The organism is Comamonas testosteroni TK102 (assembly GCF_000739375.1).
Lineage (GTDB): Bacteria > Pseudomonadota > Gammaproteobacteria > Burkholderiales > Burkholderiaceae_C > Comamonas > Comamonas brasiliensis.
In genome coordinates, this window is record NZ_CP006704.1 from 3,396,267 (window position 1) to 3,417,513 (window position 21,247).

13 protein-coding genes are annotated in these 21,247 nt (G+C 63.2%); 3 read left to right on the plus strand and 10 right to left on the minus strand.

Translation table 11 applies throughout. The features are described from left to right. Positions 1 to 5: 5 nt before the first annotated feature. The 3 genes from smc to O987_RS15350 form a co-directional block, all read right to left on the minus strand. Entirely contained in the window at positions 6 to 3,533 is a 3,528-nt protein-coding gene (smc, locus tag O987_RS15340; protein ID WP_003054288.1) for a chromosome segregation protein SMC, read from the minus strand. A gap of 249 nt (positions 3,534 to 3,782) precedes the next feature. Continuing rightward, positions 3,783 to 4,112 (minus strand): YnfA family protein, encoded by a 330-nt coding sequence (locus O987_RS15345; RefSeq protein WP_003054287.1) that lies wholly within the window; start codon positions 4,110 to 4,112, stop codon positions 3,783 to 3,785. A gap of 50 nt (positions 4,113 to 4,162) precedes the next feature. After that, positions 4,163 to 7,300, minus strand: coding sequence for an EAL domain-containing protein (locus O987_RS15350; RefSeq protein ID WP_003054285.1), 3,138 nt, complete (start codon positions 7,298 to 7,300; stop codon positions 4,163 to 4,165). A gap of 559 nt (positions 7,301 to 7,859) precedes the next feature. Here O987_RS15350 and O987_RS15355 point away from each other — a divergent pair. Together O987_RS15355 and O987_RS15360 are read left to right on the plus strand one after the other, a co-directional pair. Next, positions 7,860 to 8,360, plus strand: a complete 501-nt coding sequence (locus tag O987_RS15355; RefSeq protein ID WP_019043662.1) for a flavodoxin family protein — start codon at positions 7,860 to 7,862, stop codon at positions 8,358 to 8,360. Positions 8,361 to 8,530: 170 nt separating this feature from the next. Further along, the gene (locus O987_RS15360) at positions 8,531 to 9,169 is read left to right on the plus strand and encodes a TetR/AcrR family transcriptional regulator (RefSeq protein ID WP_003054281.1); all 639 of its coding nucleotides are present in this window, start codon (positions 8,531 to 8,533) and stop codon (positions 9,167 to 9,169) included. 122 nt (positions 9,170 to 9,291) lie between these two features. Here O987_RS15360 and O987_RS15365 read toward each other — a convergent pair whose 3' ends face one another. The 5 genes from O987_RS15365 to O987_RS15385 form a co-directional block, all read right to left on the minus strand. Further along, complete coding sequence (locus O987_RS15365; protein ID WP_043373280.1) at positions 9,292 to 10,731, minus strand: efflux transporter outer membrane subunit; 1,440 nt, start codon at positions 10,729 to 10,731, stop codon at positions 9,292 to 9,294. Continuing rightward, a complete protein-coding gene (locus O987_RS15370; protein WP_019043660.1) occupies positions 10,728 to 13,895 on the minus strand; it encodes an efflux RND transporter permease subunit in 3,168 nt (1,055 codons plus the stop codon). The genes O987_RS15365 and O987_RS15370 overlap by 4 nt, the downstream gene beginning before the upstream one ends. 18 nt (positions 13,896 to 13,913) lie before the next feature. Next, positions 13,914 to 15,212 (minus strand): efflux RND transporter periplasmic adaptor subunit, encoded by a 1,299-nt coding sequence (locus O987_RS15375; protein WP_043373282.1) that lies wholly within the window; start codon positions 15,210 to 15,212, stop codon positions 13,914 to 13,916. Positions 15,213 to 15,501: 289 nt separating this feature from the next. Then, on the minus strand, positions 15,502 to 16,929 hold the full coding sequence (locus O987_RS15380) for an MFS transporter (protein ID WP_003054273.1): 1,428 nt from the start codon (positions 16,927 to 16,929) through the stop codon (positions 15,502 to 15,504). Then, positions 16,922 to 18,121 carry a multidrug effflux MFS transporter gene (locus tag O987_RS15385; RefSeq protein ID WP_019043658.1) on the minus strand — a complete coding sequence of 400 codons (1,200 nt, stop codon included), beginning with the start codon at positions 18,119 to 18,121 and terminating at the stop codon, positions 16,922 to 16,924. The genes O987_RS15380 and O987_RS15385 overlap by 8 nt, the downstream gene beginning before the upstream one ends. A gap of 325 nt (positions 18,122 to 18,446) precedes the next feature. On the opposite strand from O987_RS15385, the gene O987_RS15390 reads away from it, so the two are divergent. Beyond that, positions 18,447 to 18,932 (plus strand): DUF1566 domain-containing protein, encoded by a 486-nt coding sequence (locus tag O987_RS15390; RefSeq protein ID WP_003054269.1) that lies wholly within the window; start codon positions 18,447 to 18,449, stop codon positions 18,930 to 18,932. Between the two features lie 45 nt (positions 18,933 to 18,977). Here O987_RS15390 and O987_RS15395 read toward each other — a convergent pair whose 3' ends face one another. Together O987_RS15395 and O987_RS15400 are read right to left on the minus strand one after the other, a co-directional pair. Beyond that, a complete protein-coding gene (locus O987_RS15395; RefSeq protein ID WP_019043657.1) occupies positions 18,978 to 19,883 on the minus strand; it encodes an SDR family oxidoreductase in 906 nt (301 codons plus the stop codon). 229 nt (positions 19,884 to 20,112) lie between these two features. Continuing rightward, entirely contained in the window at positions 20,113 to 21,129 is a 1,017-nt protein-coding gene (locus O987_RS15400) for an NADP-dependent oxidoreductase (RefSeq protein WP_003054266.1), read from the minus strand. Positions 21,130 to 21,247 lie beyond the last annotated feature (118 nt).

Sequence of the window (21,247 nt, forward strand, 5' to 3'; positions counted from 1 at the left end):
CGGGCTCAGGATAGCTCAGCCATGGAGAGGGCGGACTCCATGTCCACCGCAACAATTCGTGAAACGCCCTGCTCCTGCATGGTCACACCGATCAACTGCTCCGCCATTTCCATGGCGATCTTGTTGTGGCTGATGAACAGGAACTGGGTGCCCTTGCTCATGCTATGAACCAGCTTGGCATAGCGCTCGGTGTTCGCATCGTCCAGCGGCGCATCCACTTCGTCCAGCAAGCAGAAGGGCGCAGGGTTGAGCTGGAAGATGGCAAACACCAGCGCAATCGCGGTCAAGGCCTTTTCGCCGCCCGAGAGCAGGTGAATGGTCTGGTTCTTCTTGCCCGGCGGCTGGGCAATCACCTGCACGCCGGCATCGAGGATTTCGTCGCCGGTAATCACCAGCTTGGCCTGACCGCCGCCGAACAGCTCGGGGAACATGCGGCCGAAGTGACGATTGACGATATCGAAGGTGCCGGTCAACAGATCCCGCGTCTCGGCGTCGATCTTGCGGATCGCCTCTTCCAGGGTATTCATGGCCTTGGTCAGATCGTCCATCTGCGCATCGAGGAAGGTCTTGCGTTCGCGTGCCAGGGTCAGCTCGTCGAGCGCGGCCAGATTCACCGCCCCCAGGGCCTGAATTTCCCGATGCAGACGATCTATCTCGCCCTGCAGACCGTGAAGACGCACATTGCCCTCGGCAATGGATTGCGACACCGCCGCCAGATCGGCATTGGCCTCGGTCAGCAGATTGCTGTATTGCTCCAGGCCCAGGCGCGCAGCCTGCTCCTTGAGCTGGAATTCGGTGATGCGCTGGCGCAGCGGATCCAGCGCCTTTTCCAGGCTCTGGCGACGCTCGTCGCTGGCGCGCAGCTTGTTCGTCAGATCCTCATATTCGCTGCGGCGCTCGGCAACGTCCTTTTCGCGCTGCATCTTCAAGTCCAGCGCATCCTGCAGACCGCCCTGCGCTGCCGCATCCGACAGCCGGGCCAATTCGTCCTGGGCGCGCTGCTGCTCATCGGCCAGCGATCTGGTTTGCTGGCTGGCGGTTTCGATGGTGCGAGACAGCTCCGCGCGACGCGCGTGCAGCGTGCGCTGCGAGAAGGTCGCCTCCTGGGCCTGACGCTCCAGGCTGCGCAGCTGCTCGCGCGACTCGTTCAAGCGACGCTCGGCATCCAGCACGCGATCGCCCAGCTGGGCATGGCGCTCCTGGCTGTCGGCCAGCTGCATGTCCAGTTCCTCGAAGCGCGCCTCGGCAGCCACCTTGCGCTCTTCAATATCGGAGAGCTGGGCTTCGACTTCGGACAGATCCGCCGTGATCTGTGCATTGCGGGCACGCGCCTGCTCGGCCAGCTGCGACAGGCGCAGGGTTTCGACCTGCAGCTCATGGGCCCGGCTTTGCGACTCACTCGCTTCGCGGCGCGCGGACACCAGGCGCTGCGAGGCATCGGCATAAGCGCTTTCGGCGCGTACCAGAGCCGAGCGCGACTCATCGGCAATCAGTGACTGGGCACGGACTTCCTTCTCGAGATGCTCGATCTCCTGCGCCCGTGCCAGCAGACCCGATTGCTCGGAATCCTGGGCATAGAAGGTCACGCTGTGCGCGGTCACCGCATGGCCTGTGGGCACATAAATGGTCTCGCCGGCCTGCAGATCGGCGCGCTTGGCCAGGGCCTCGTCGAGTGTGGGCGCGGTATAGCAGCCCGTCAGCCAGTCCACCAGCACGGTGCGCAGGCCGACGTCGCTGATCTTGAGCAGATCGCTGAGACGCGCAAAGCGCGCATCTGCCGGGACACCCGGAGCCTGAGCCTGGCTGAAGAAGGCCAGCCTCGCTGGCGGAGCATCCTGCCCGCCCGAGCCCAGAAAACCGCGCACCATGTCAAGGCGACCGACTTCCAGCGCCCCCAGACGTTCGCGCAGCGCGGCTTCCAGCGCGTTTTCCCAGCCCGATTCGATGGCAATGCGGCTCCACAGCCCCTGCAAGCCGTCCAGCCCATGCTTGGCCAGCCAGGGCTGGAGCTTGCCATCGGTCTTGACCTTTTCCTGCAAGGCCTTCAGAGCCTCCAGCCGCGCCGACAGATCGGCATGCCGGCTGTTCTCCGCATTCAATGCCTGCTGGCGCGCGCGCCGATCCTCGTCGAGCTGCGGCACGCTGTCCTGCAGTTCGTTGAGCACGGCATCCGCCATCTCGGCCAGCTCCTGGGCCTCGGCCAGCTGTGCCTGCAAATTGTTCAGACGTGCCTCGTCCGGCGTCTCCAGCGCATTGCGGTCGGTCCGCAAACGCTCGTAACGGGTTTCGAACTGGCGACGCTGCTCGTCCAGGCTGCGCTGCTCGGCGGCCAGCACCTGAATCTGCTGCTGCACCTGCACCACGGAGTTGCGTTGCTCGGCGTCGGCCTTCTGCGCCTTGTGCCAGGCTTCCTCCAGGTCGGGCAGACGGCCACTTTGCTCCTCGAGCTGTGCGGCCAGCATCTCGGCCTGCTCCTCGGCATCCATGCCCGCGCCTTCGATGTTCTCGATCTCGCCCTGGGCCTCTTCGCTGCGGCTGCTCCACAACAGCAGCTGCTCTGCCAGTTGCTGCAGGCGCTGCTGCACGCGCTGGCGGCCTTCGACCACATAGCGAATCTCGGCTTCCAGCTTGCCGACCTCGGCCGTGGCTTCATAGAGCTTGCTCTGCGCCTGATTGACCTGATCGCTCGCGTCGTAGTGCGATTGGCGCAGGGTCTCGAGTCCGCTTTCGTTGTTGCGGATATCGGCCATGCGCTCTTCGAGCTCGTTGACGACCTGGAGGCCTTCGACACGCACACGGTCCTGCTCGGCCTCGGCCTCGGCCCGCTTCATGAACCACAGCTGATGCTGCTTGAGCGTGACCTGGGCGTTCAGGCCGTTGTACTTGGCCGCAACTTCGGCCTGCTTTTCCAGCTTGTCCAGATTGGCATTGAGCTCGCGCAGAATGTCTTCCACACGGGTGAGGTTCTCGGTCGTGGCCGAGAGGCGGTTTTCCGTCTCACGACGACGCTCCTTGTACTTGGAAACCCCGGCCGCTTCCTCGAGGAACAGGCGCAGCTCTTCGGGGCGCGACTCGATGATGCGGCTGATCGTGCCCTGGCCGATGATGGCGTAGGCACGCGGCCCCAGACCCGTGCCCAGAAACACGTCCTGCACGTCGCGGCGACGCACGGGCTGGTTGTTGATGAAGTAGCTGCTATTGCCTTCGCGCGTGAGCACGCGCTTGACGGCGATTTCGCCGAACTGGCCCCACTGGCCGCCCGCGCGATGGTCGCTGTTGTCGAAGCTCAGCTCCACACTGGCGCGGCTGGACGGCTTGCGATGCGTGGTGCCGTTGAAGATCACGTCCTGCATGGACTCGCCACGCAACTCGCTGGCCTTGCTCTCGCCCAGCACCCAGCGCACCGCATCCATGATGTTGGACTTGCCGCAACCGTTGGGTCCCACCACACCGACCATCTGCCCCGGCAGAATGAAATTGGTGGGCTCGGCAAAGGACTTGAAGCCGGAGAGCTTGATGGAATTCAGGCGCACAGTGTCAGTGTCGGTCTAGAAGCTGGCCTGCGAAGGCTTGTGGTGGGGAAGAGAAGCGCCAACAGCAACGGCAGCCATGCAAAGCCTCAAGGCCCTGCCCGTGCTCGCAACCATTAGCAGAAGGGAATCATAACGCGGCCTGCCCCTTCGTCAGCCAAGATTGCTGCATACACACAAACCATAGCTACCTGCGCTTTCGCGCTAAGGGCTGGGGGCGGATTTCAACCGCCAAACCCGCCGAGAGCTGCCTCAGGCGCGCGGCTGAAAGGCGATCAACCCGGCTCCCAGCAGGCAGACGGCAACTCCCGCCATATCCCAGGCGCTGGGTTTGACGCCATCGACCAGCCACAGCCACAAAAGCGCCATGCTGATGTAGATGCCGCCATAGGCGGCGTAGATGCGGCCCGAGGCCGAGGGATGCAAGGTCAGCAGCCAGACAAACAATGCCAGGCTGGCCGCTGCAGGCAGCAGCAGCCAGACGCTGCCACCCTGCTTGAGCCAGAGCCAGGGCAGATAGCAGCCCACGATCTCCGCCACGGCGGTCAAGGCAAACAGCAGCAAGGTCTTGATTTCAGGCAATTCGTACTCTCACACAGCGAAAAGCAGGCATTGTAGAGACCGCAACTGCCTCAGCGCATGGACACGGGGCTGAGCGCCGGCGTCGCAGAACCCGGCACATTGCCATTCGTGACCAGGCCCTCGAACTCGCCGACCGGCACGGGTGGGCTCATCAGATAGCCCTGCCATGCATAGCAGCGTATGCCCTCGAGGAAACGGCACTGAGCCTGCGTCTCCACGCCTTCGGCAATCACATGCAGACCCAGACTCTTGGCCAGGGCCACAATGGTGCGGGCAATGGCCGCATCATTGGGGTCGGTCAGCACGTCACGCACAAAGCTGCGATCGATCTTGAGCTGATCCAGCGGCAGCCGCTTCAGATAGGACAGCGACGAATAGCCGGTGCCGAAATCGTCCAGCGAGAATCCGATGCCGTAGGACTTGAGGCGCATCATCTTGGCGATGGTGTCGTCCACATCAGCCACCAGCATGCCCTCCGTCAGCTCCAGCTTGAGCCGGCGCGCATCGGCCCCATGCTCGGCCAGCGCCTTGAGCACCTGCTCGACAAAGCCGCTCTGGTGAAACTGCTTGGGGCTGACATTGACCGAGAGCACCAGTTGCGCATAGCGGGGATGCTTGGCCCATTTCGCCAGCTGCTGACAGGCCGCCCTGAGCACCCAGTCCCCCAGAGGCAGGATGACGCCGGTTTCTTCGGCCAACGGAATGAAGTGGGCGGGCGGAACAAAACCTTTTTCAGGGTGCTTCCAGCGCAGCAGACCTTCGGCACCGATCACCTTGCCCATTTCCACCTGGGGTTGATAGAACAGCTCGAACTCGCCGGCCTGCAGGCCTGCTCGCATGTCCTGCTCCAGCGTACGGCGCTCCTGCAAGGCCGATTGCAGCTGCGGATCAAAGAAGCAGCTGACATTGCGTCCCTGACTCTTGGCCTGGTACATGGCCATTTCAGCGCGGCGCTGCACTTCCTCACCCGTCAGCTCGGGCTCGCCAAACAGGCTCAGGCCCATGCTGACGGTGATGGAACGCAGCACTCCGCCGATCTCTATGGGCTCGCGCAAGCGGTTCAGCCATTGATCGGCCTGCTGCTCCAGCCTGGCGGCTGCCGCCACGGAGTCGCCGCCCAGATCCTCGATCAGCAGCACAAAATCGTCACCGCCCTGGCGGGCAATCGTGGCCCCCGAAGGCAGCAGACCACGGATGCGCTGACTCATCGACTGCAGCAGCAGATCGCCCTGATCCAGGCCGTAGGCCTCGTTGAAGGCCTTGAAGTTGTCGATATCCAGCAGTACCACTCCACCGAAATGGGCCTTGCGCTGGGCCATGGCCAGCGCCTGCTGCAGCCGGTCGGCCAGCAGGCGGCGGTTGGGCAGTCCTGTCAGGGCATCGTAGAAGGCCAGACGACGGACCTCTTGCTCGGCCGCCATGCGCTGGCTCTGGTCCTGCAGCACCATCAGGCATCCATCGGCCTGCAACACGGCGCTGACCGCCACCGGGCGGCGCAGGCCATCAAGACCTCTGAGCATCAAGGTCTGTGCAGATACGGTGCACGCCGCAGCCTCGGTGGCAAGCTCGTCCCACGGCGCGTCCTGGCCATCGACGCGCTCGTGTTCGGAGCGGCGAAGCTGCAAGATGCGGCTGGCCTGTGCCTTGGCGACCTGCCAGCGCTGGATCACGCGCTCGCGCTCTGCGGTGTCGGGGAACATGCGCTCCCACCACTGCTGGGTTGACACGCTGGGCTTGCCGCCATAGCCGGCCAGACGCAGAAACTCCTCGTTCCAGTACACCAGGCGCCCATCCAGATCCTCCATGACCAGCCCTACCGGCAACCTTTGCATGAGACTGCGCAACTGCTGGTGACCCAGCCGCTCCATCTGCTCCAGGCGCTTGCGCCCGCTGATGTCCTGCACCAGCACCTGCAATCGACGGGACTCATGACGCCCGGTCAGAAACGCGTTGAGCTCCACCCAGATCGGTGCGCCACTCTTGGAGCGCAGACAGAACTCGCCCGCGTTGTGCTGAAACTGCTGCAGGTCCAGCCCTTCGAGAAGCTGGGCGCACTGGGCCTGGTCTTCAGGCATGACCAGCTCCAGCACGCTGCGCCTGTGAATGTCCTGGGCTTCGTAGCCCAGCAGCCTGCAGAAATGCTGGTTGACCTTGAGCACGCTGCGCGTGGCGATATCCAGCTCGAGCACGCCCATGGCGGCCTGCTCGCACATGGCATGAAAGCGCGCGTCGCTCTCCTGGCGTGCCTGCGCACTGAACTTGAGGCGCCGGCTCCAGCTCCAGCGACTTTGCCACCAGCCCGAAACCCAGGCGGCCAGCACCAGCCCCGCCAGCAGGCCGGCAGCCAGCACCAGCCATGGCAGGTATCGCTCAAGCCGTCTCTGGCTGCTGAGCGCGGGCTTGAACTGCAGCGACCAGATACGGTCGTACACCTGTATCTGTCGCTCCAGCGGCTTGATCGCGGCAAACTCCGGATGGGTTTCCGCCTCCGCCCACAAGGAGCCGGTGAACAGGATCTCCGAGCCGCTGGCAAGCAGCGACAGCGGCAAGGCCGGCCGTTTGTGGTCCATGCCGACCTTGGGCAATGGGTCGGCGGGGCTGAGGTCCACCAGCTTGAAAGCGACCTGCGGATAAAGATTGGCCGGAACCAGCCCTCTGGCAAATTCACCGAGCCGGATCCGGGCATCGACCGTTCCAAGCAGCTTCTCGGAGCCGTTGTAGCCCCCTTCCTGGGTAGCAGCGGGCCATAGCGGCGCACGCAATGCAACGCCCTTGGGGCTATCGGGCAGTTGCAGAAAGCGAAATGGTGCCGACATCGACATCTGGCGCGAATTCCATGCCTGCATCAGACCATGAAATGCCGCTGCCGGCTGACGCGCATTGCTTCCCGCCAGAGCCTCGTTGTCGATCATCGGCCAGACATAGGAAACCTCGAAGGCCTGGGAATCACGCGCAAGATCGGTGTGCAGTTCCTCGTTCACCGCACGGGTCAGACTCAGTGCCTGCAGCCCGACCAGGCTTTCACGGCTGAGCAAGGCATGGGCATGCTGGGAAAACATCTGCTGACCCGCATCCGCATCACTGCCCATTTGCTCGGCCAGCTTGGCAAGCAGCCGGTCATAGCTGCCCAGGCGCTGCTCCAGGGATCGCGTTGCCATATCGGCACTGAGCTGCAAACGCTGTTGCATGCGCGACTCCTGGCTCTGATGGAGCAGCCAGCTCCCCAGACAGCCACAGGAAATCCCAAAACCCAATGCCAGCAGCGCCAACCAAGGTTTGCGCACTGTCATCACTGGCTGAGTTGCGAATTGCGGCATGCAAAAAACACAAGATTCCTGAGTTGCGAAGTGGCTCCGGTCCGCAGTAGCGCCTTGCAGCAAAGGCTGCGACACCATGAGCCAATGGGAGGAGCGACATAGTTTGTAGGAACAAACCTACAGCCAAAGAACATTCACGCCAAGTGATTACCCTGAAAGGCTTGCCATGATTGCTTCTAGATTTAGATCAAATCATAGGCATAAGCTTGTATATCCAATACAAAGCGCTGCAAAATCAAGAGCAAGTCACCACCTCGAAATTGACAAATGTCAATATTTGTCGGAGCTTAGTCCTATTCCGGCCTCATCACAAACCACGACAATTTGTATCTTTTTTGCAACAATCAAGCAGAACCACAGTGCGGAACCCGGTTATTTCCGCCTGCAGGCGAGTGAGTAACAAGGTTTTTCCACCGGCAACAGAGCAACCATGTCCCAACGCCCGACCCTGCTGATCATCTACCACTCCCTGACGGGCGGCACGCTCCAGATGGTCGAAGCCGCCAGTGCCGGCGCCCGCCAGGAAGCATCCGTGCAGGTCCGCCTGCTGCATGCGACCGAGGCCGGCCCGCAAGACCTGTTGCAGGCCCAGGGCTATCTGTTTGCGACGCCGGAGAATCTGGCGGCCATCAGCGGCCTCATGAAGGATTTTTTCGACCGAAGCTATTACGGCGTGCTCGACCGGGTACAGGGCCGCCCCTATGCCAGTCTGGTCTGTGCGGGCAGTGACGGTCATAACGCAGCCAGACAGATGGAACGCATTGCCACCGGCTGGCGTCTGAAGGCCGTGGCGGAGCCGCTCATCATCTGCACCCATGCCCAGACACCGGAGGCCATACTGGCCCCCAAGCAGATCCCGGCCACCGATCTCCAGCGCTGCGAAGAATTGGGCCAGTCGCTGGCCGCCGGGCTGGCTTTGGGCATTTTTTAGAAAAGCCAGGGTTTGCCCGCATCATTCCGCGCAGGACAGGCTCCAGACAAAGTCAAGAATGGGGCCTTCGAATCGGCTTGTATAAATGTGCCATCATTGTGTGCGCATGCTTTTCTGCGATGCGCGCTCCCAAGCAGGCATAGTCTGCGACTTCACCAGCTCTTGCGTCCATGATTGAACCAGACACCGCACGTCCCAAGCGCACGCCTCGCGGACCCAGTCCGCAAAAGACCCAGGCCACGCGCCGCTCCATCGTGGCGGCTGCGTTTGCAGAATTTCTGGAACATGGCTATGCGCGTGGCACCACGGCTTCGGTGGCACAGCGCGCGGGACTGTCAAAGGTCACGCTGTTTCGCTATTTCGACAGCAAGGAAGCCCTGTTCGAAGCTGTCATCCAGACACATATCGCCTCGGCCGCCGTGGCCTTGCAGTCCAGCCCCATGCACGAGCATGAATCGGTGGGCGAATATCTGCTGCGCACCGTGGGCGCCGCTGCGGAGGTCATAGACAGCAGCGGCCGCTCTGCCACGGCCAGACTGGTCGTCGCCGAAGGCCTGGAGTTTCCGCTGCTGGCGCAGATGTATCGTCGCTATGTCCACGACGCCTTGCTCGAGCATTTCACCCGGCTCGCGCAGCTGGCCGCCAAACGTGGAGAGCTCAAGGCACCGGAGCTGGTGCAGCACCCGGAATTGCTGCTTGCGCCGCTGTGGCTGGCCATGATGAACAACACCGTCATTCATCCCGAAGTGCCCATGAATGCCGGAACCCTGTTCCGGCTCCAGGTTACCCTGCTGTTCAAGATACCTTGAGTGTTGGCGCGCCAGAATTTCAATGAAATCCGGCCCAATCGCTTACTGGTAGAGCGCTAGTAGCTATCAAAAAAACCGCAGTCTCTCGGACTGCGGCTTTGTTTAAGGAGCGCGTTCACCCATCAACCCGGCTGTGGCGCCTCTTCTCCACCCAGTGCCTTCCACAGGGTCACGCGGTTGAGCTGCTCCGACAGGCGCAGGCCTATCAAGGTCTGCTGCGCGGTATAGAGGCTGCGCTGCGCATCCAGCACCGTCAGATAGTTGTCCACACCGGCCTTGAAGCGAGCATTCGACAAATCAAAGGCTTTTTGCGTATTGGCCACCATGCTGGTCTGGGCGTCCAGCCGCTCGCCCCACTGGGCACGGTCGGCCAGCACATCCGCCACCTCCTTGAAGGCGGTCTGCACAGACTTCTCGTACTGACTCAGTGCAATGCGCTGATTGCTCTCGGCTACCTGTACATTGGCGCGGTTGCGGCCGCCATCAAAAATCGGCAGCTTGACCAGAGGGATGAAACTCCAGGTGCTGTTGTTGTTGCCGAACAGGCGGTCCAGCTCGTTGCTTCCGGTACCGACACTGCCGGTGAGCGTGATGCTGGGAAACAGCGCCGCTCTGGCTGCGCCGATATTGGCATTCATGGCCTGCAGATTGCGTTCCGCAGCCTGCACATCCGGGCGCTTGAGCAGCACCGATGAAGGCAAAGGCACAGGCACGACCTTGAGAGCCGCCGTGTCCGCCGCGCCCGTCAGGGTCTGGGCAGTGGGCAGAAGTTGCGCAGGCACCGGACCGCCCACCAGCAACTGCAGGGCATTGCGGTCCCTGTCGACCTGAGAGGTATAACTCGCCACGTCACCGCGCGCCGTATCGACCGTGGTCTGGTTCTGAGCCAGCACCAGGCCGGAGGTCGAACCCAGCTCATGCATGCGCCGAGTCAGCTCGAAAGCCTTGATGCGGCCGTCCAGCGTGTCCCTGGCCAGCTGCAGGCGCGCCTGATCGGCCGCCAGCGTCAGCCAGGCATTGGCGACATCAGCCACCAGACCGATCTGCACATTGCGCCGGTTGTCCTGGCTTTGCAGAAACTGCTGCAACGAGGCTTCGCTCAGATTGCGGATGCGTCCCCACAGGTCCAGCTCGTAGCTGGCGAAACCCAGCTGGGCCGTGTATTGCTCGGTGACGCTGGAGCGCCCTGCCGTCGTCAGATCCCCTGCGGTGCGGGTGCGATTGCTCTGCGCCTGGGCCGTGATGCCCGGCAGCAGATCGGCTCTTGTGATTCCGTACTGGGCGCGCGCCTTCTCGATGTTTTCCAGCGCGACGCGCAGATCGCGATTGTTGCTCAGCGCCAGCGCCACCACCTCGCGCAGCTGCGGCGACTGCAACCATTGCAGCGCCTGGGCCTGTTGCAGCGCTGCCTCGCTGGCCTTGGCCGGCACGGCGTTGCCGGAGACAGTCTCGGGCACGGGCAGATCAGGCGCTCTATAGGCCGGAGCCAGGTTGCAGCCCGCCAGCAAGGCCGTTACTGCCGCATTGGCCATGGTCGAAAATTTCATGCTCGGGCGCCTCATGCCGCGCTCTCCTTGTTGACGTCAGCCGCCTCATCGCTGCGCGAGCGGCTCTTGAACCAGCTGCGCACCAGCAGGAAGAACACCGGCACGAGGAAGATACCCAGCACCGTCGATGCCACCATGCCGCCCAGCACGGCCGTGCCGATGGCGTTGCGACCACCAGCGCCAGCGCCGGTGCCGATGGCCAGCGGGATCACGCCGAAACCAAAGGCCAGAGAAGTCATCAGGATGGGACGCAGTCGCAGACGCACGGCTTCCACCGTCGCATCGAACAGCTTCTTGCCCTGCTCCTGCAGCTGTACTGCAAACTCCACAATCAGGATCGCGTTCTTTGCCGCAAGACCCACGGTGGTGAGCAGGCCGACCTGGAAATACACGTCGTTGGTCAGGCCACGGGTATAGGTCGCCAGCAGCGCGCCCACCACGCCCAGCGGCACGGCCAGCATCACCGACAGCGGCACCGTCCAGCTTTCATAGAGTGCGGCCAGGCACAGGAAGACGAACAGAATCGAGATGGCATACAGCATGGGTGCCTGCGCACCGGACTGGCGCTCCTGCAAGGAAGCTCCCGTCCATTCGTAGGCAATGCCGTTGGGCAGCTTCTTCAGGATGTCTTCCACCGTCTCCATGGCGGTACCCGAGCTGATGCCCGCTGCGGCACGGCCTTCAAACTCATAGGCCGGGCTGCCGTTATAGCGCAGCAGCTGGGGCGAACCATAGGCCCAGTAGGTTTTGGAGAACGCGCCAAACGGCACCATCTCGCCCTTGTTGTTGCGCACCGTCCATTTGGCGATATCGGTGGGCAGCATGCGGTACTGGGCATCGCCCATGATGTAGACACGCTTGACGCGGCCGTTGTTCAGGAAGTCGTTCACATAGGTGCCGCCCATGGCGCTGGAGAGCACGCTGTTGATGTCGCTGTACGCCAGCCCCAGAGCGGCAGCCTTGCGGTCATCCACATCCACGCGCAGTTCGCTGGCGTCTTCCAGATTGGTGGTGCGCACAGCCGTCAGCAGATTGTTGGCACGCATTTCGCCAAGCACCTGATCACGGGCGGCGAGCAGCGCTTCATGGCCGACACCGTTGATGTCCTTGATCATGAAGTTGTAGCCCGAGCTCGAACCCAGGCCGCGCACTGCAGGCGGCAACACCACCTGCACGCGCGCATCACGGATGCCGGCCAGATCCTTGGTCGCCTTGTTCGCAATGGCCGCGGCCGATTGCGAAGGCAGCGGACGCATGCTCCAGGGCTTCAGACGAATGAAGCCGCGCGCCGAGCTCTGGTCGCCGTTGAGGCCCGAAACCTGGTTGAAGCTGATCACGTCCGGCTGCTTGGCCAGATACTCGCGCACCTGGTCAAGCACTTCCTGCAGACGGGCATCCGAAGCACCCGACGGCAGATTGACGTTGACATAGACAAAGCCCTGATCCTCGTCCGGCAGGAAGGAGGTGGGCAGCTTGGCCATCAGCAACCAGACCGCGGCCAGCACGGCCAGGAAGATCAGCATCATGCGCTTGGTCCGGCCCAGGCTGAAAGCCACGGTGCTCTGGTAGCGGTTGGCCGCGGCATCGAAATTGCGGTTGAACCAGCGGAAGAACCGGTCGTTGATGCCCAGCACCCCGGAGCGTATGGGGCGCTCGTGGCCATCTCCGTGACCGAGATCCGGAGCTTTCAGAAGCGTCGCGCACAGCGCCGGCGTCAGCGTCAGGGCCACGAACACGGACAGCGCCATGGCCGCCACGATGGTGATGGAGAACTGGCGATAGATCACACCGGTCGAGCCGCCAAAAAAGGCCATGGGCACGAACACCGCCGACAGCGTGACCCCGATGCCGACCAGCGCGGGCGTGATTTCCTTCATGGACTGGCGCGTCGCCTCCTTGGGAGACTTGCCCGTCTCGTGCATCACCCGCTCCACGTTCTCGACCACCACGATGGCATCGTCAACAAGCAGGCCGATGGCCAGCACCATGGCAAACATCGTCAGGGTATTGATGGAGAAACCCGCAACGGACAGCACGCCGAAGGTGCCCAGCAGCACCACCGGCACGGCAATGGCGGGGATCAGCGTGGCACGGAAGTTCTGCAGGAACACGAACATCACTATCACCACCAGCACCATGGCCTCGCCCAGCGCATGCACCACTTCGCTGATCGAGGCCCGCACAAAGGGCGTGGAGTCCGAGCTCACGAAATAGTCGATCTGGTTGGGGAAGAAGGGCTTGAGCTCCGCCAGCTTGGCGGCCACGGCATCCGACACCGCCATGGCGTTGGCACCGTCGGCCAGGATGATGCCCATGCCTGCGCCCGGCATGCCGTTGAGCTTGGCCTGAATGGACAGGTTGTCGGCCCCCAGCTCCACCCGTGCCACGTCCTTGATGGTGACGACAGAGCCGTCATTCGAGGACTTGAGCACGATGTTCTCGAACTGTTCCACGGTCTTGAGCTTGGTACGCGCCGTAATGGTCGCGTTCAGCTGCTGGTTCTGCACCGCCGGCAAAGCGCCCAGCTGACCCGCCGAGACCTGGGCATTTTGCGCGTTGAGCGCGCTGCTCAGATCGGAGGGAATCAGCCCGTATTTCTCCATCTTGGCTGGGTCCATCCAGATGCGCATCGCATAGGGCGTACCGAAGACGTTGATGTCACCGACGCCTTCGATGCGTCCGATGATGTCCACCAGATTGCTGTTGATGTAGTCGCCGATGTCCACGGCGGTCACAGCCTCATCGGGCGAATAGAAACTGTAGGTGACCAGAAAATCCTGGCCGCCCTTGTTGATGAAGACGCCACGCGTCTTCACGGAGTCCGGCAGGCGGTTGACCGCGCCCTGGATCTTGTTTTGCACCTGCACCTGGGCCACGTCGACATTGGTGCCCGGAGCAAAGGTCAGGGTAATGCGGGCCTGACCGGAGGCATTGCTGGTCGAGCTCATATAGAGCATGTTGTCGATGCCCTTGATCTGCTGCTCGATGATCTGCGTCACCGAGTTTTCGACCGTCTCCGCCGAAGCGCCCGTGTACTGGGCGCCGATGGTCACCCTGGGCGGAGCGATCTCGGGGTACTGCTCCAGCGGCAGCAGCTTGATCGACAAAGCCCCTGCCAGCATGATGATGATGGCGATGACCCACGCAAAGATGGGCCGGTTGATGAAGAACTGAGCCATGTGTGTCGCCTGCCTTGCTTACTTCTTGGCAGGCGCATCGGCAGCGGCCTGGACGGGCGGCTCGCCACGCTGGCTCTTGCGCTCGGCCTTGGCCTTCAGATCCACTTCCACGGTCTGGACCTTGTCGCCGGGCTTGATGCGCTGAAAGCCATCCACCATCACACGCTCGCCGGCTTTCAGGCCCGTCTTGAGCAGCCAGAAAGCACCCACGGCGCGATCGAGTTCCACATCGCGCTTTTCAACCACATCGCCGTCCTTGACGACCATGACATTGGCGCGTCCGGTCAGATCGCGGGTCACCGACTGCTGCGGCACCAGCAAGGCATCGGGTGCCAGGGCCGTCGGCAGCAGGGCCTTCACATACATGCCGGGCATGAGCATGCCGTCGGGATTGGGCACCTCGGCGCGCAAGGTCAGCGTGCCGGTCGTGTCGTTGACGATCACGCCGGCAAAGGCCAGCTTGCCCTGATGCGGGTAGTCGCTGCCGTCGTCAAGCTGGATGCGCACGGGAATCTTGTTGCCTTCCACCTTCTGGTAGCGGCCGGACTCCAGATCTCGCTTGAGCTGCATCAGGTCGGAGCTGGACTGGGTGAAGTCCACATACATCGGGTCCAACTGCACGATGGTGGTGAGCGCCGTGGCCTGGCTGGCCGTGACCAGCGCGCCGGGCGTGACGGCAGACAAAGCGATGCGTCCGCCGATCGGCGCCTCGATACGGCTGTACTTGAGATTGATGCGCGCGGTTTCCAGGTTCGCCTTGGCCACCGCCACGTCGGAAGCGGACTGGGCGGCCGCCGCCTGGCTTTCGTCAAAGGCCTGCTTGCTGATGGCGTCGATCTTGACCAGCTCGGCATTGCGCCGCGCCGTGGCCGCCAGCGTGCGCTGGCTGGCTTCGGCCTTGGCCACGGCTGCCGCCGCACTGGCCTCGGCAGCCTTCAGCGATGCGGCATCGATCTGGTAGAGCTGCTGGCCCTGCTTGACCTGAGCGCCTTCGGTGAACAGGCGCTGCTGGATGATGCCCGAGACCTGGGGACGCACTTCGACCGTCATGAAAGCCCGAGTACGCCCTGGCAGACTGGCATCCAGCTGCTGGCTTTGGGACTGCAAGGTGACCACTCCGACCTTGGGCTCGGACTTGGCCGGGCCTTTTTGCTCCGCCTCGGGCTTGGAGCAACCCGCCAGCGCCGCAGCGATCAGCATGGCGCCCACAGCCAGCGTCCAGCGCTGCTGGCGATGCCGCTGCCGGCCTGCACCGGGCAGGCAAGAAAAATGCGCCTCTCGGCGCGGTCTCGGCGAAGCGGACTGGTCAATCTTCATACGTGGAACGGTCTGAACTAAGGAACTTGTCAACATTGTGCGCCGACAATATTAATAAAATGTAAAGCTGCCAAGAGCGCAATGGCATGCCGGCAATCACCCGCCTACCATTCTTCTGCCACACAGGCACACAAGACATGCTGCGCCATCGACTTGGCGGCATCACTTTAGAAAGCCTTGGCAGCAAGGCTCCACCTCATAACGGACTAGAGCCGGCCCCCGCCGCACTGCGCAATCGATGGTCGGCTGTGCCATCAATATCAGCACGGCAGCCGCTCTTGCTGCCAAATCAATGCTGCGACTTGCCCGGGCGTACCCGCAACATGCTGAAAACCCCGGCCAATGCCGCAAAGCCGCCGGCCACTGCCAGCGCCAGCAGTTCAGCATTGCCACCATGCCCGCCCGAGATGGCAAAGATGGTGGCCAGCACCACGGCACCCAGCGTCTGCCCTGTCATGCGGGCCGAACTCAGCATGCCGCCTGCCGCGCCGCTGCGCGACATGGGGGCCGAAGTGACGATGGTGTGATTGTTGGGTGACTGGTAGAGCGCAAAGCCGCTGCCCGCCAGCAGCATGCGCCAGACCATATCCCAGTGCGCGACGTCGATGGGCATGGCCGCCAGCAGCCACAGTCCGCAGGCAAACATGGCCATGCCGATACCGCCCAGCAGCCCGTCGGGATACTTGCCAATCAGACGCCCGGCTACCGGGGCCGTGAGCATGGTGGCCAGCGGCCAGGCCGTGATCAGCATGCCGGCCTCCATGGGAGACAGGCCGCGAGCCTCCAGCAGCAGGAATGGCAGGGCCAGATAGGACAGCATCTGCGCGCAGAAGGCCGAGACCGAGCCGCACATCGACAAACGGAACACGGGAATGCGCATCAGATCGACCGGAAACAACGGAGCTGTCCTGTGCCACTGACGGCGCAGATACACATAGCCGACCACCAGCCCGGCGCCCAGCAGCCACCAGCCCGAAGGCATCAGGGAGCTGCCCGCAGCGCCCTGCCCCATGCGCACGCCCAGTTGCTCACCGCCCAGGAAAAGCAGGGTGAACATCAGAATATTGAGCAATACGTCAAGCGCCGCGATCGGCTCGCCATCCTTGCGCACCACGGGGTTGGCCGGCAGCGCCTTGCGTCCCATCCACAAGGTGATCAGGCCCAGCGGCACATTGATGGCAAACAGCCAGGGCCAGTTGGCGACCGACAGGATGGCCGCGGCCACCGAAGGCCCGGCCATGGACGAGGTCGCCACCACCAGCGAATTGATGGCCATGCCGCGTCCCAGCATGGCGCGCGGATAGGTCAATCGCACCAGCGCTGCATTCACGCTCATGATGCCGGCCGCACCCATGCCTTGAAACACACGCGCCGCAATCAGAGTGGCCAGCGAGCTGGCCAGCGTGGCCGCCACCGAGGCAATGACAAACACCGTCATGCCCAGCAGATAGATGCGCCGGTAACCCAGGCGCTCACCCAGTGCCGCCAGCGGCAGCAGCAGCACCAGACCGGCAAGCTGATAGGCGTTGACCACCCACAGCGTCAGCGCCGAACTCGCCTGCAGCTCGCGCGCAATGGCGGGCAAGGCCAAATTGACGATGCTGCTGTCCAGCACCGACAGCGTCAGTCCCAGAATGATGACCAGCATGGCGCGGCCGCGTGCGCCATCGGGCAGGCCGTCGTAGGCGGCAGGAGTCTGGGCAGCGCTCTCAGTCATGGGCAACTCGGTGTACACGGCCCAGCGTGATCCAGGTCAGCGCCACGCCCACCAGGGCTCCGGTCGCCATACCCACCACCATGGGCAGGGGCTTGCCGTTGGAAAAATGCCCCACGATCTGCATGGCCGCCGCGCCGCTCAGCATCTGCAGCGTGCCCAGCAAGGCCGAGGCGGTTCCGGCAATCTCGCCGTGCTCCTCCAGGGCCAGCACCGAGGTCGTGGGAATCACCAGACCCATGAAGGCACTGGCGATGAAGTACAGCACGATCAGCACCGTCAGCTGCTCGCCGCCCAGCAGGTAATAGACCAGCAATGCAGCCATGGTCACGCCCGAGGCAGAAGCTGCGGCCTTGACCACATTGACCAGGCCAAAGCGCTGACCCAGCCGCCCCGTCAGTTGCGCCGCACCGATGAAGGCGATGGAGTTGAGTGCGAACGCCATGCTGTACTGAGTGGACGAGAGGCCGTAGTAGTTGATCAGCACAAACGGCGAGCCCGCCAGGTAGACAAAAAAGCCCGCCATGGCGCAGCCGCCGATGAACACCAGGCCCAGGTAATGCCAGTCACGCAACAGGCTCAGATAGGCCTTGAGTGCGCCGCCCAGGCTGCTGTCCAGCCGCGCCTCGGCGCTGCGGGTTTCCTCCACGCCGCGCCAGGTGGCGATCAAGCCCAGCATGGCTGCGGCGGCCACGACCCAGAACACGGCACGCCAGCCGGCCAGGGCAATCACGCCGCTGCCGGCCAGAGGCGCCAGAATCGGCGAGACGCTGAAGACCAGCATCAGCAGCGACATCATGCGTGCGGCCGCGTGGCCCGTATGCAGGTCGCGCACCACGGCACGCGGCACGGCCATGCAGGCTGCAGCGCCCAGACCCTGCACAAAGCGGAACCCCACCAGGGTCTCGATATTGGGCGCCAGCGCACATCCCACGCTGGCGGCGGCAAACACCGACAGGCCAAAATACAGCGGCGGCTTGCGGCCCAGCATGTCGGAGACCGGGCCGTAGAGCAGCTGGCCCACACCGATGGAGAGAAAGAACGCGGTCAGGCTGGCTTGCACGGCACCGACCTGGGCATCCAGGCTGGCGCCGATCTGTGGCAAGGCCGGCAGATACATATCGATGGCGAAAGGCCCTATGGCCGACAACAGGCCGAGAATCAGAACCAGGCGCAGGGAAACAGAAGCTTGCATAGGGGTGTGATTGTCGTGGTAACTTGATTTATGTGCTGAGCAGGCGCTGGTTTCCTGCATGACGGTGCAGGCTCACGCCGGCCAGCCTCCCCCTCTACCTAAGCCGTCAATTACGAGGCTTTAGGCCCGGTCATCCAGGCCATGACTGCATGGACAGCCAGCACAATGGGCTCAACTACCCTTCCCTGCTATTGCCGTGATTGCTGCAAGTTTCTACCCACGTCTGCCCTTTTTACTGCTGACTGCGCTATGTCTGACGTCTCCGCCGGCCAGCGCGCAGCCCGCCGCAGCGGCCCCGGCTTTTCTGCCCTCACCGGATGGGAACATGGTGATAGACACGCGCGCCAAGCTGGCATGGCCCCGCTGCGCCGAGGGCATGAGCTGGAATGGCAAGACCTGCAGCGGCCAGGCCGAGGTCTTCAGCTACAAGCAGGCCATGACCCATGCCGCAGAACGCAACAAGGCCGAAAACCTGCGTTGGCGCCTGCCGCGCGTCAACGAACTCAAGCGCCTGCTCGACCGCAGCAGCAAGCCCCAGGGCCTGAACCCGGAACTTTTTCCCAATGCGCCGCGCGACTGGCACTGGACGGGCACGGCCGCCGTGAATGCCCAGCGCCTGAACACCTACAACTACGCCCAGGTGGACAAATCCAGCAGCATCTCCGGCCTCTCGGCCCAGCAGGCCTGGGCGGTCAACACCGAGACGCTGCAGGCCGTGCCTGATATGGGCAAGGGCAATGGCTTGCTGCTGCGCCTGGTGCGTCCGGCCACCGAGGCCGAGCTCGGCCCCCAGACTTCGTCCGCGCCATGAAAAAAGCCTTGCCGCTGCGGCAAGGCTTTTTCAGCTCCCTCATGTTCAGCCTGCGCGCAGCGCCGCCTTGAGGCTCTCGCCCAGTTCGGGCTTGTGCGCGAACGGATCCGTCGGGTTGCGGCCCTGCACCACATCCTCCAGACGCACCTGCACCGAGCCCAGAGCCTGCGGGTGGCTGTAGATATAGAACTGGCCCGACGCAATGGCATCGAACACCTTCTGCGCCACCTCGGTCGCCGTGACCTTGCCCGAGCCCACGGCCTTGTCGGTCATGGCCTGACCTATCTTCTGGCTGGCCGTCAAAGGCTGCGCCTCCAGGCCCTGGGGACGGTTGCGCTCGCTGTGACCTATGCCCGTGGGCACGAAGAAGGGGCAGAGCAGACTGGCGCTGACCTGGTCCGAGACCAGGGCCAGGTCCTGGTACAGCGTCTCGGTCAGCGACACCACCGCGTGCTTGCTGACGTTGTAGATACCCATGTTCGGCGGCGCCAGCAGACCGGCCATGCTGGCGGTGTTGACGATATGGCCTTCGAAGGCGGGATCGGCCTTGGCGGCCTCCAGCATCATGGGCGTGAACAGGCGCACGCCATGGATCACGCCCCAGACATTGACGCCCAGCACCCACTGCCAGTCGGCCACCGTGTTTTCCCAGACCAGGCCGCCGGCACCGACGCCCGCGTTGTTGAAGACGAAGTGCGGCGCACCAAAGGTTTCCTTGACTTCGGCAGCCAGTCGTTCCATCTGCGCCGCATCCGACACATCGACCCTGCGCGCCAGCACCTTGGCACCGGCAGCCTTGAGCTCGGCCTCGGCCTTGTCCAGCGCCTCCTGCTGCACATCGACCAGCACCAGATTCATGCCTCTGGCAGCTCCCATGCGCGCGCACTCCAGCCCGAAGCCAGAGCCCGCACCCGTCAGAACCGCCGTCTTTCCCACGAAATTCGTGATCATTCTTGTCTCCGGATATTTTTCTACGAATACACCCACGATGCAGAAGATGGACACTGCCCCAACGAGAAACATCAAGCAAGGGCCTATGCCGGCCGCGCCGCCCCTCAGCGAGGATGTTGTCCCCCTTCACTAGCGCGCAGCGCGTAAAGAAAGGGGGCGCCCGGCTAGGGGAAGGCGCGGGGCCGCCCAGGCAAAGCGCCTCAGGGGGTGATTTTTCAGCCTCAGGGGGTCAAATCAGTTTCACCAGCTGCTTGCCGAAGTTCTTGCCCTTGAGCAGTCCCAGAAACGCGCCGGGCGCCGAGGCCAGACCTTGAGAAATCGTCTCGCGCGGCTTGAGCTTGCCGGCGGCCACCAGGCCGCCCAGCTCGGTCAGGGCCTCGCCCCAGACTTCCATGTGCTCGCTGACGATAAAGCCTTCGAGCTTGATGCGGTTGACCAGCAGCAGCGCCGGGTTGGCCAGTGGCAGGGGCTGGCCGTCATAGCCGGCAATCATTCCGCACAGGGCCACACGCGCAAAGGCATTGGTGCGCAGCAGCACGGCATCGAAGATATAGCCGCCCACGTTCTCGAAATAGCCGTCGATGCCGTTGGGGCAGGCATCCTTCAAAGCCTTGGCCATGGTCTTGACATCGGGGTGCTCGCGGTAATCGATGCAGGCATCAAAGCCCAGCTCATGCACGGCGTAACGGCATTTCTCGGCACCGCCCGCAATGCCCACCACGCGGCAGCCGCGCGCCTTGGCCAGCGCCACAAAGGCGCTGCCCACGGCACCGGTCGCGGCACTGACGACCATGGTTTCACCGGCCTTTGGGTTGATGATCTTGACCAGGCCATACCAGGCCGTGACGCCCGGCATGCCCACGGCACCCAGATAGTAGGACAGCGGCACATGGGTGGTGTCGACCTTGCGCAGCGCGCCGGGCACGCTGGGGTCGAGCAGCGAGTACTCCTGCCAGCCGCCCATGCCGACCACCTTGTCGCCGGCCTTGAACTTGGGGTGGCGGCTCTCGACAATCTCGCCTACCGTGCCGCCCTGCATGACCTCGCCCAACGGCTGGGGTTGGGCATAGCTCTTGGAGTCGTTCATGCGACCGCGCATGTAAGGGTCCAGGCTCAGATAGTGGTGGCGCACCAGCACCTGACCCTCGCCCACCGCGGGCAGCGGCGACTGCACCAGCTTGAAATTGCTCTCCACCGCCTCGCCCTGCGGGCGGTTGTCCAGAAGGATCTGCTGATTGACCGTCATGTTTCGTCTCCTGTTTGAAACTCAATTTTCATAGCTGAAAGCGCTTGATATACCTCACACCTACAGCCAATAACATACAAAACAACCATATGAAAGGCGGTAGCTGCTCATAAAAACA

What these genes read in the sequence shown, in the direction of transcription:
- O987_RS15400 (WP_003054266.1), bottom strand. Translation starts at nt 21,129, where the DNA reads ATGACGGTCAATCAGCAGATCCTTCTGGACAACCGCCCGCAGGGCGAG.
- O987_RS15355 (WP_019043662.1), top strand. Translation starts at nt 7,860, where the DNA reads ATGTCCCAACGCCCGACCCTGCTGATCATCTACCACTCCCTGACGGGC.
- O987_RS15360 (WP_003054281.1), top strand. Translation starts at nt 8,531, where the DNA reads ATGATTGAACCAGACACCGCACGTCCCAAGCGCACGCCTCGCGGACCC.
- O987_RS15375 (WP_043373282.1), bottom strand. Translation starts at nt 15,212, where the DNA reads ATGAAGATTGACCAGTCCGCTTCGCCGAGACCGCGCCGAGAGGCGCAT.
- O987_RS15365 (WP_043373280.1), bottom strand. Translation starts at nt 10,731, where the DNA reads ATGAGGCGCCCGAGCATGAAATTTTCGACCATGGCCAATGCGGCAGTA.
- O987_RS15390 (WP_003054269.1), top strand. Translation starts at nt 18,447, where the DNA reads ATGGTGATAGACACGCGCGCCAAGCTGGCATGGCCCCGCTGCGCCGAG.
- O987_RS15380 (WP_003054273.1), bottom strand. Translation starts at nt 16,929, where the DNA reads ATGACTGAGAGCGCTGCCCAGACTCCTGCCGCCTACGACGGCCTGCCC.
- O987_RS15385 (WP_019043658.1), bottom strand. Translation starts at nt 18,121, where the DNA reads ATGCAAGCTTCTGTTTCCCTGCGCCTGGTTCTGATTCTCGGCCTGTTG.
- O987_RS15350 (WP_003054285.1), bottom strand. Translation starts at nt 7,300, where the DNA reads ATGCAACAGCGTTTGCAGCTCAGTGCCGATATGGCAACGCGATCCCTG.
- O987_RS15395 (WP_019043657.1), bottom strand. Translation starts at nt 19,883, where the DNA reads ATGATCACGAATTTCGTGGGAAAGACGGCGGTTCTGACGGGTGCGGGC.
- O987_RS15370 (WP_019043660.1), bottom strand. Translation starts at nt 13,895, where the DNA reads ATGGCTCAGTTCTTCATCAACCGGCCCATCTTTGCGTGGGTCATCGCC.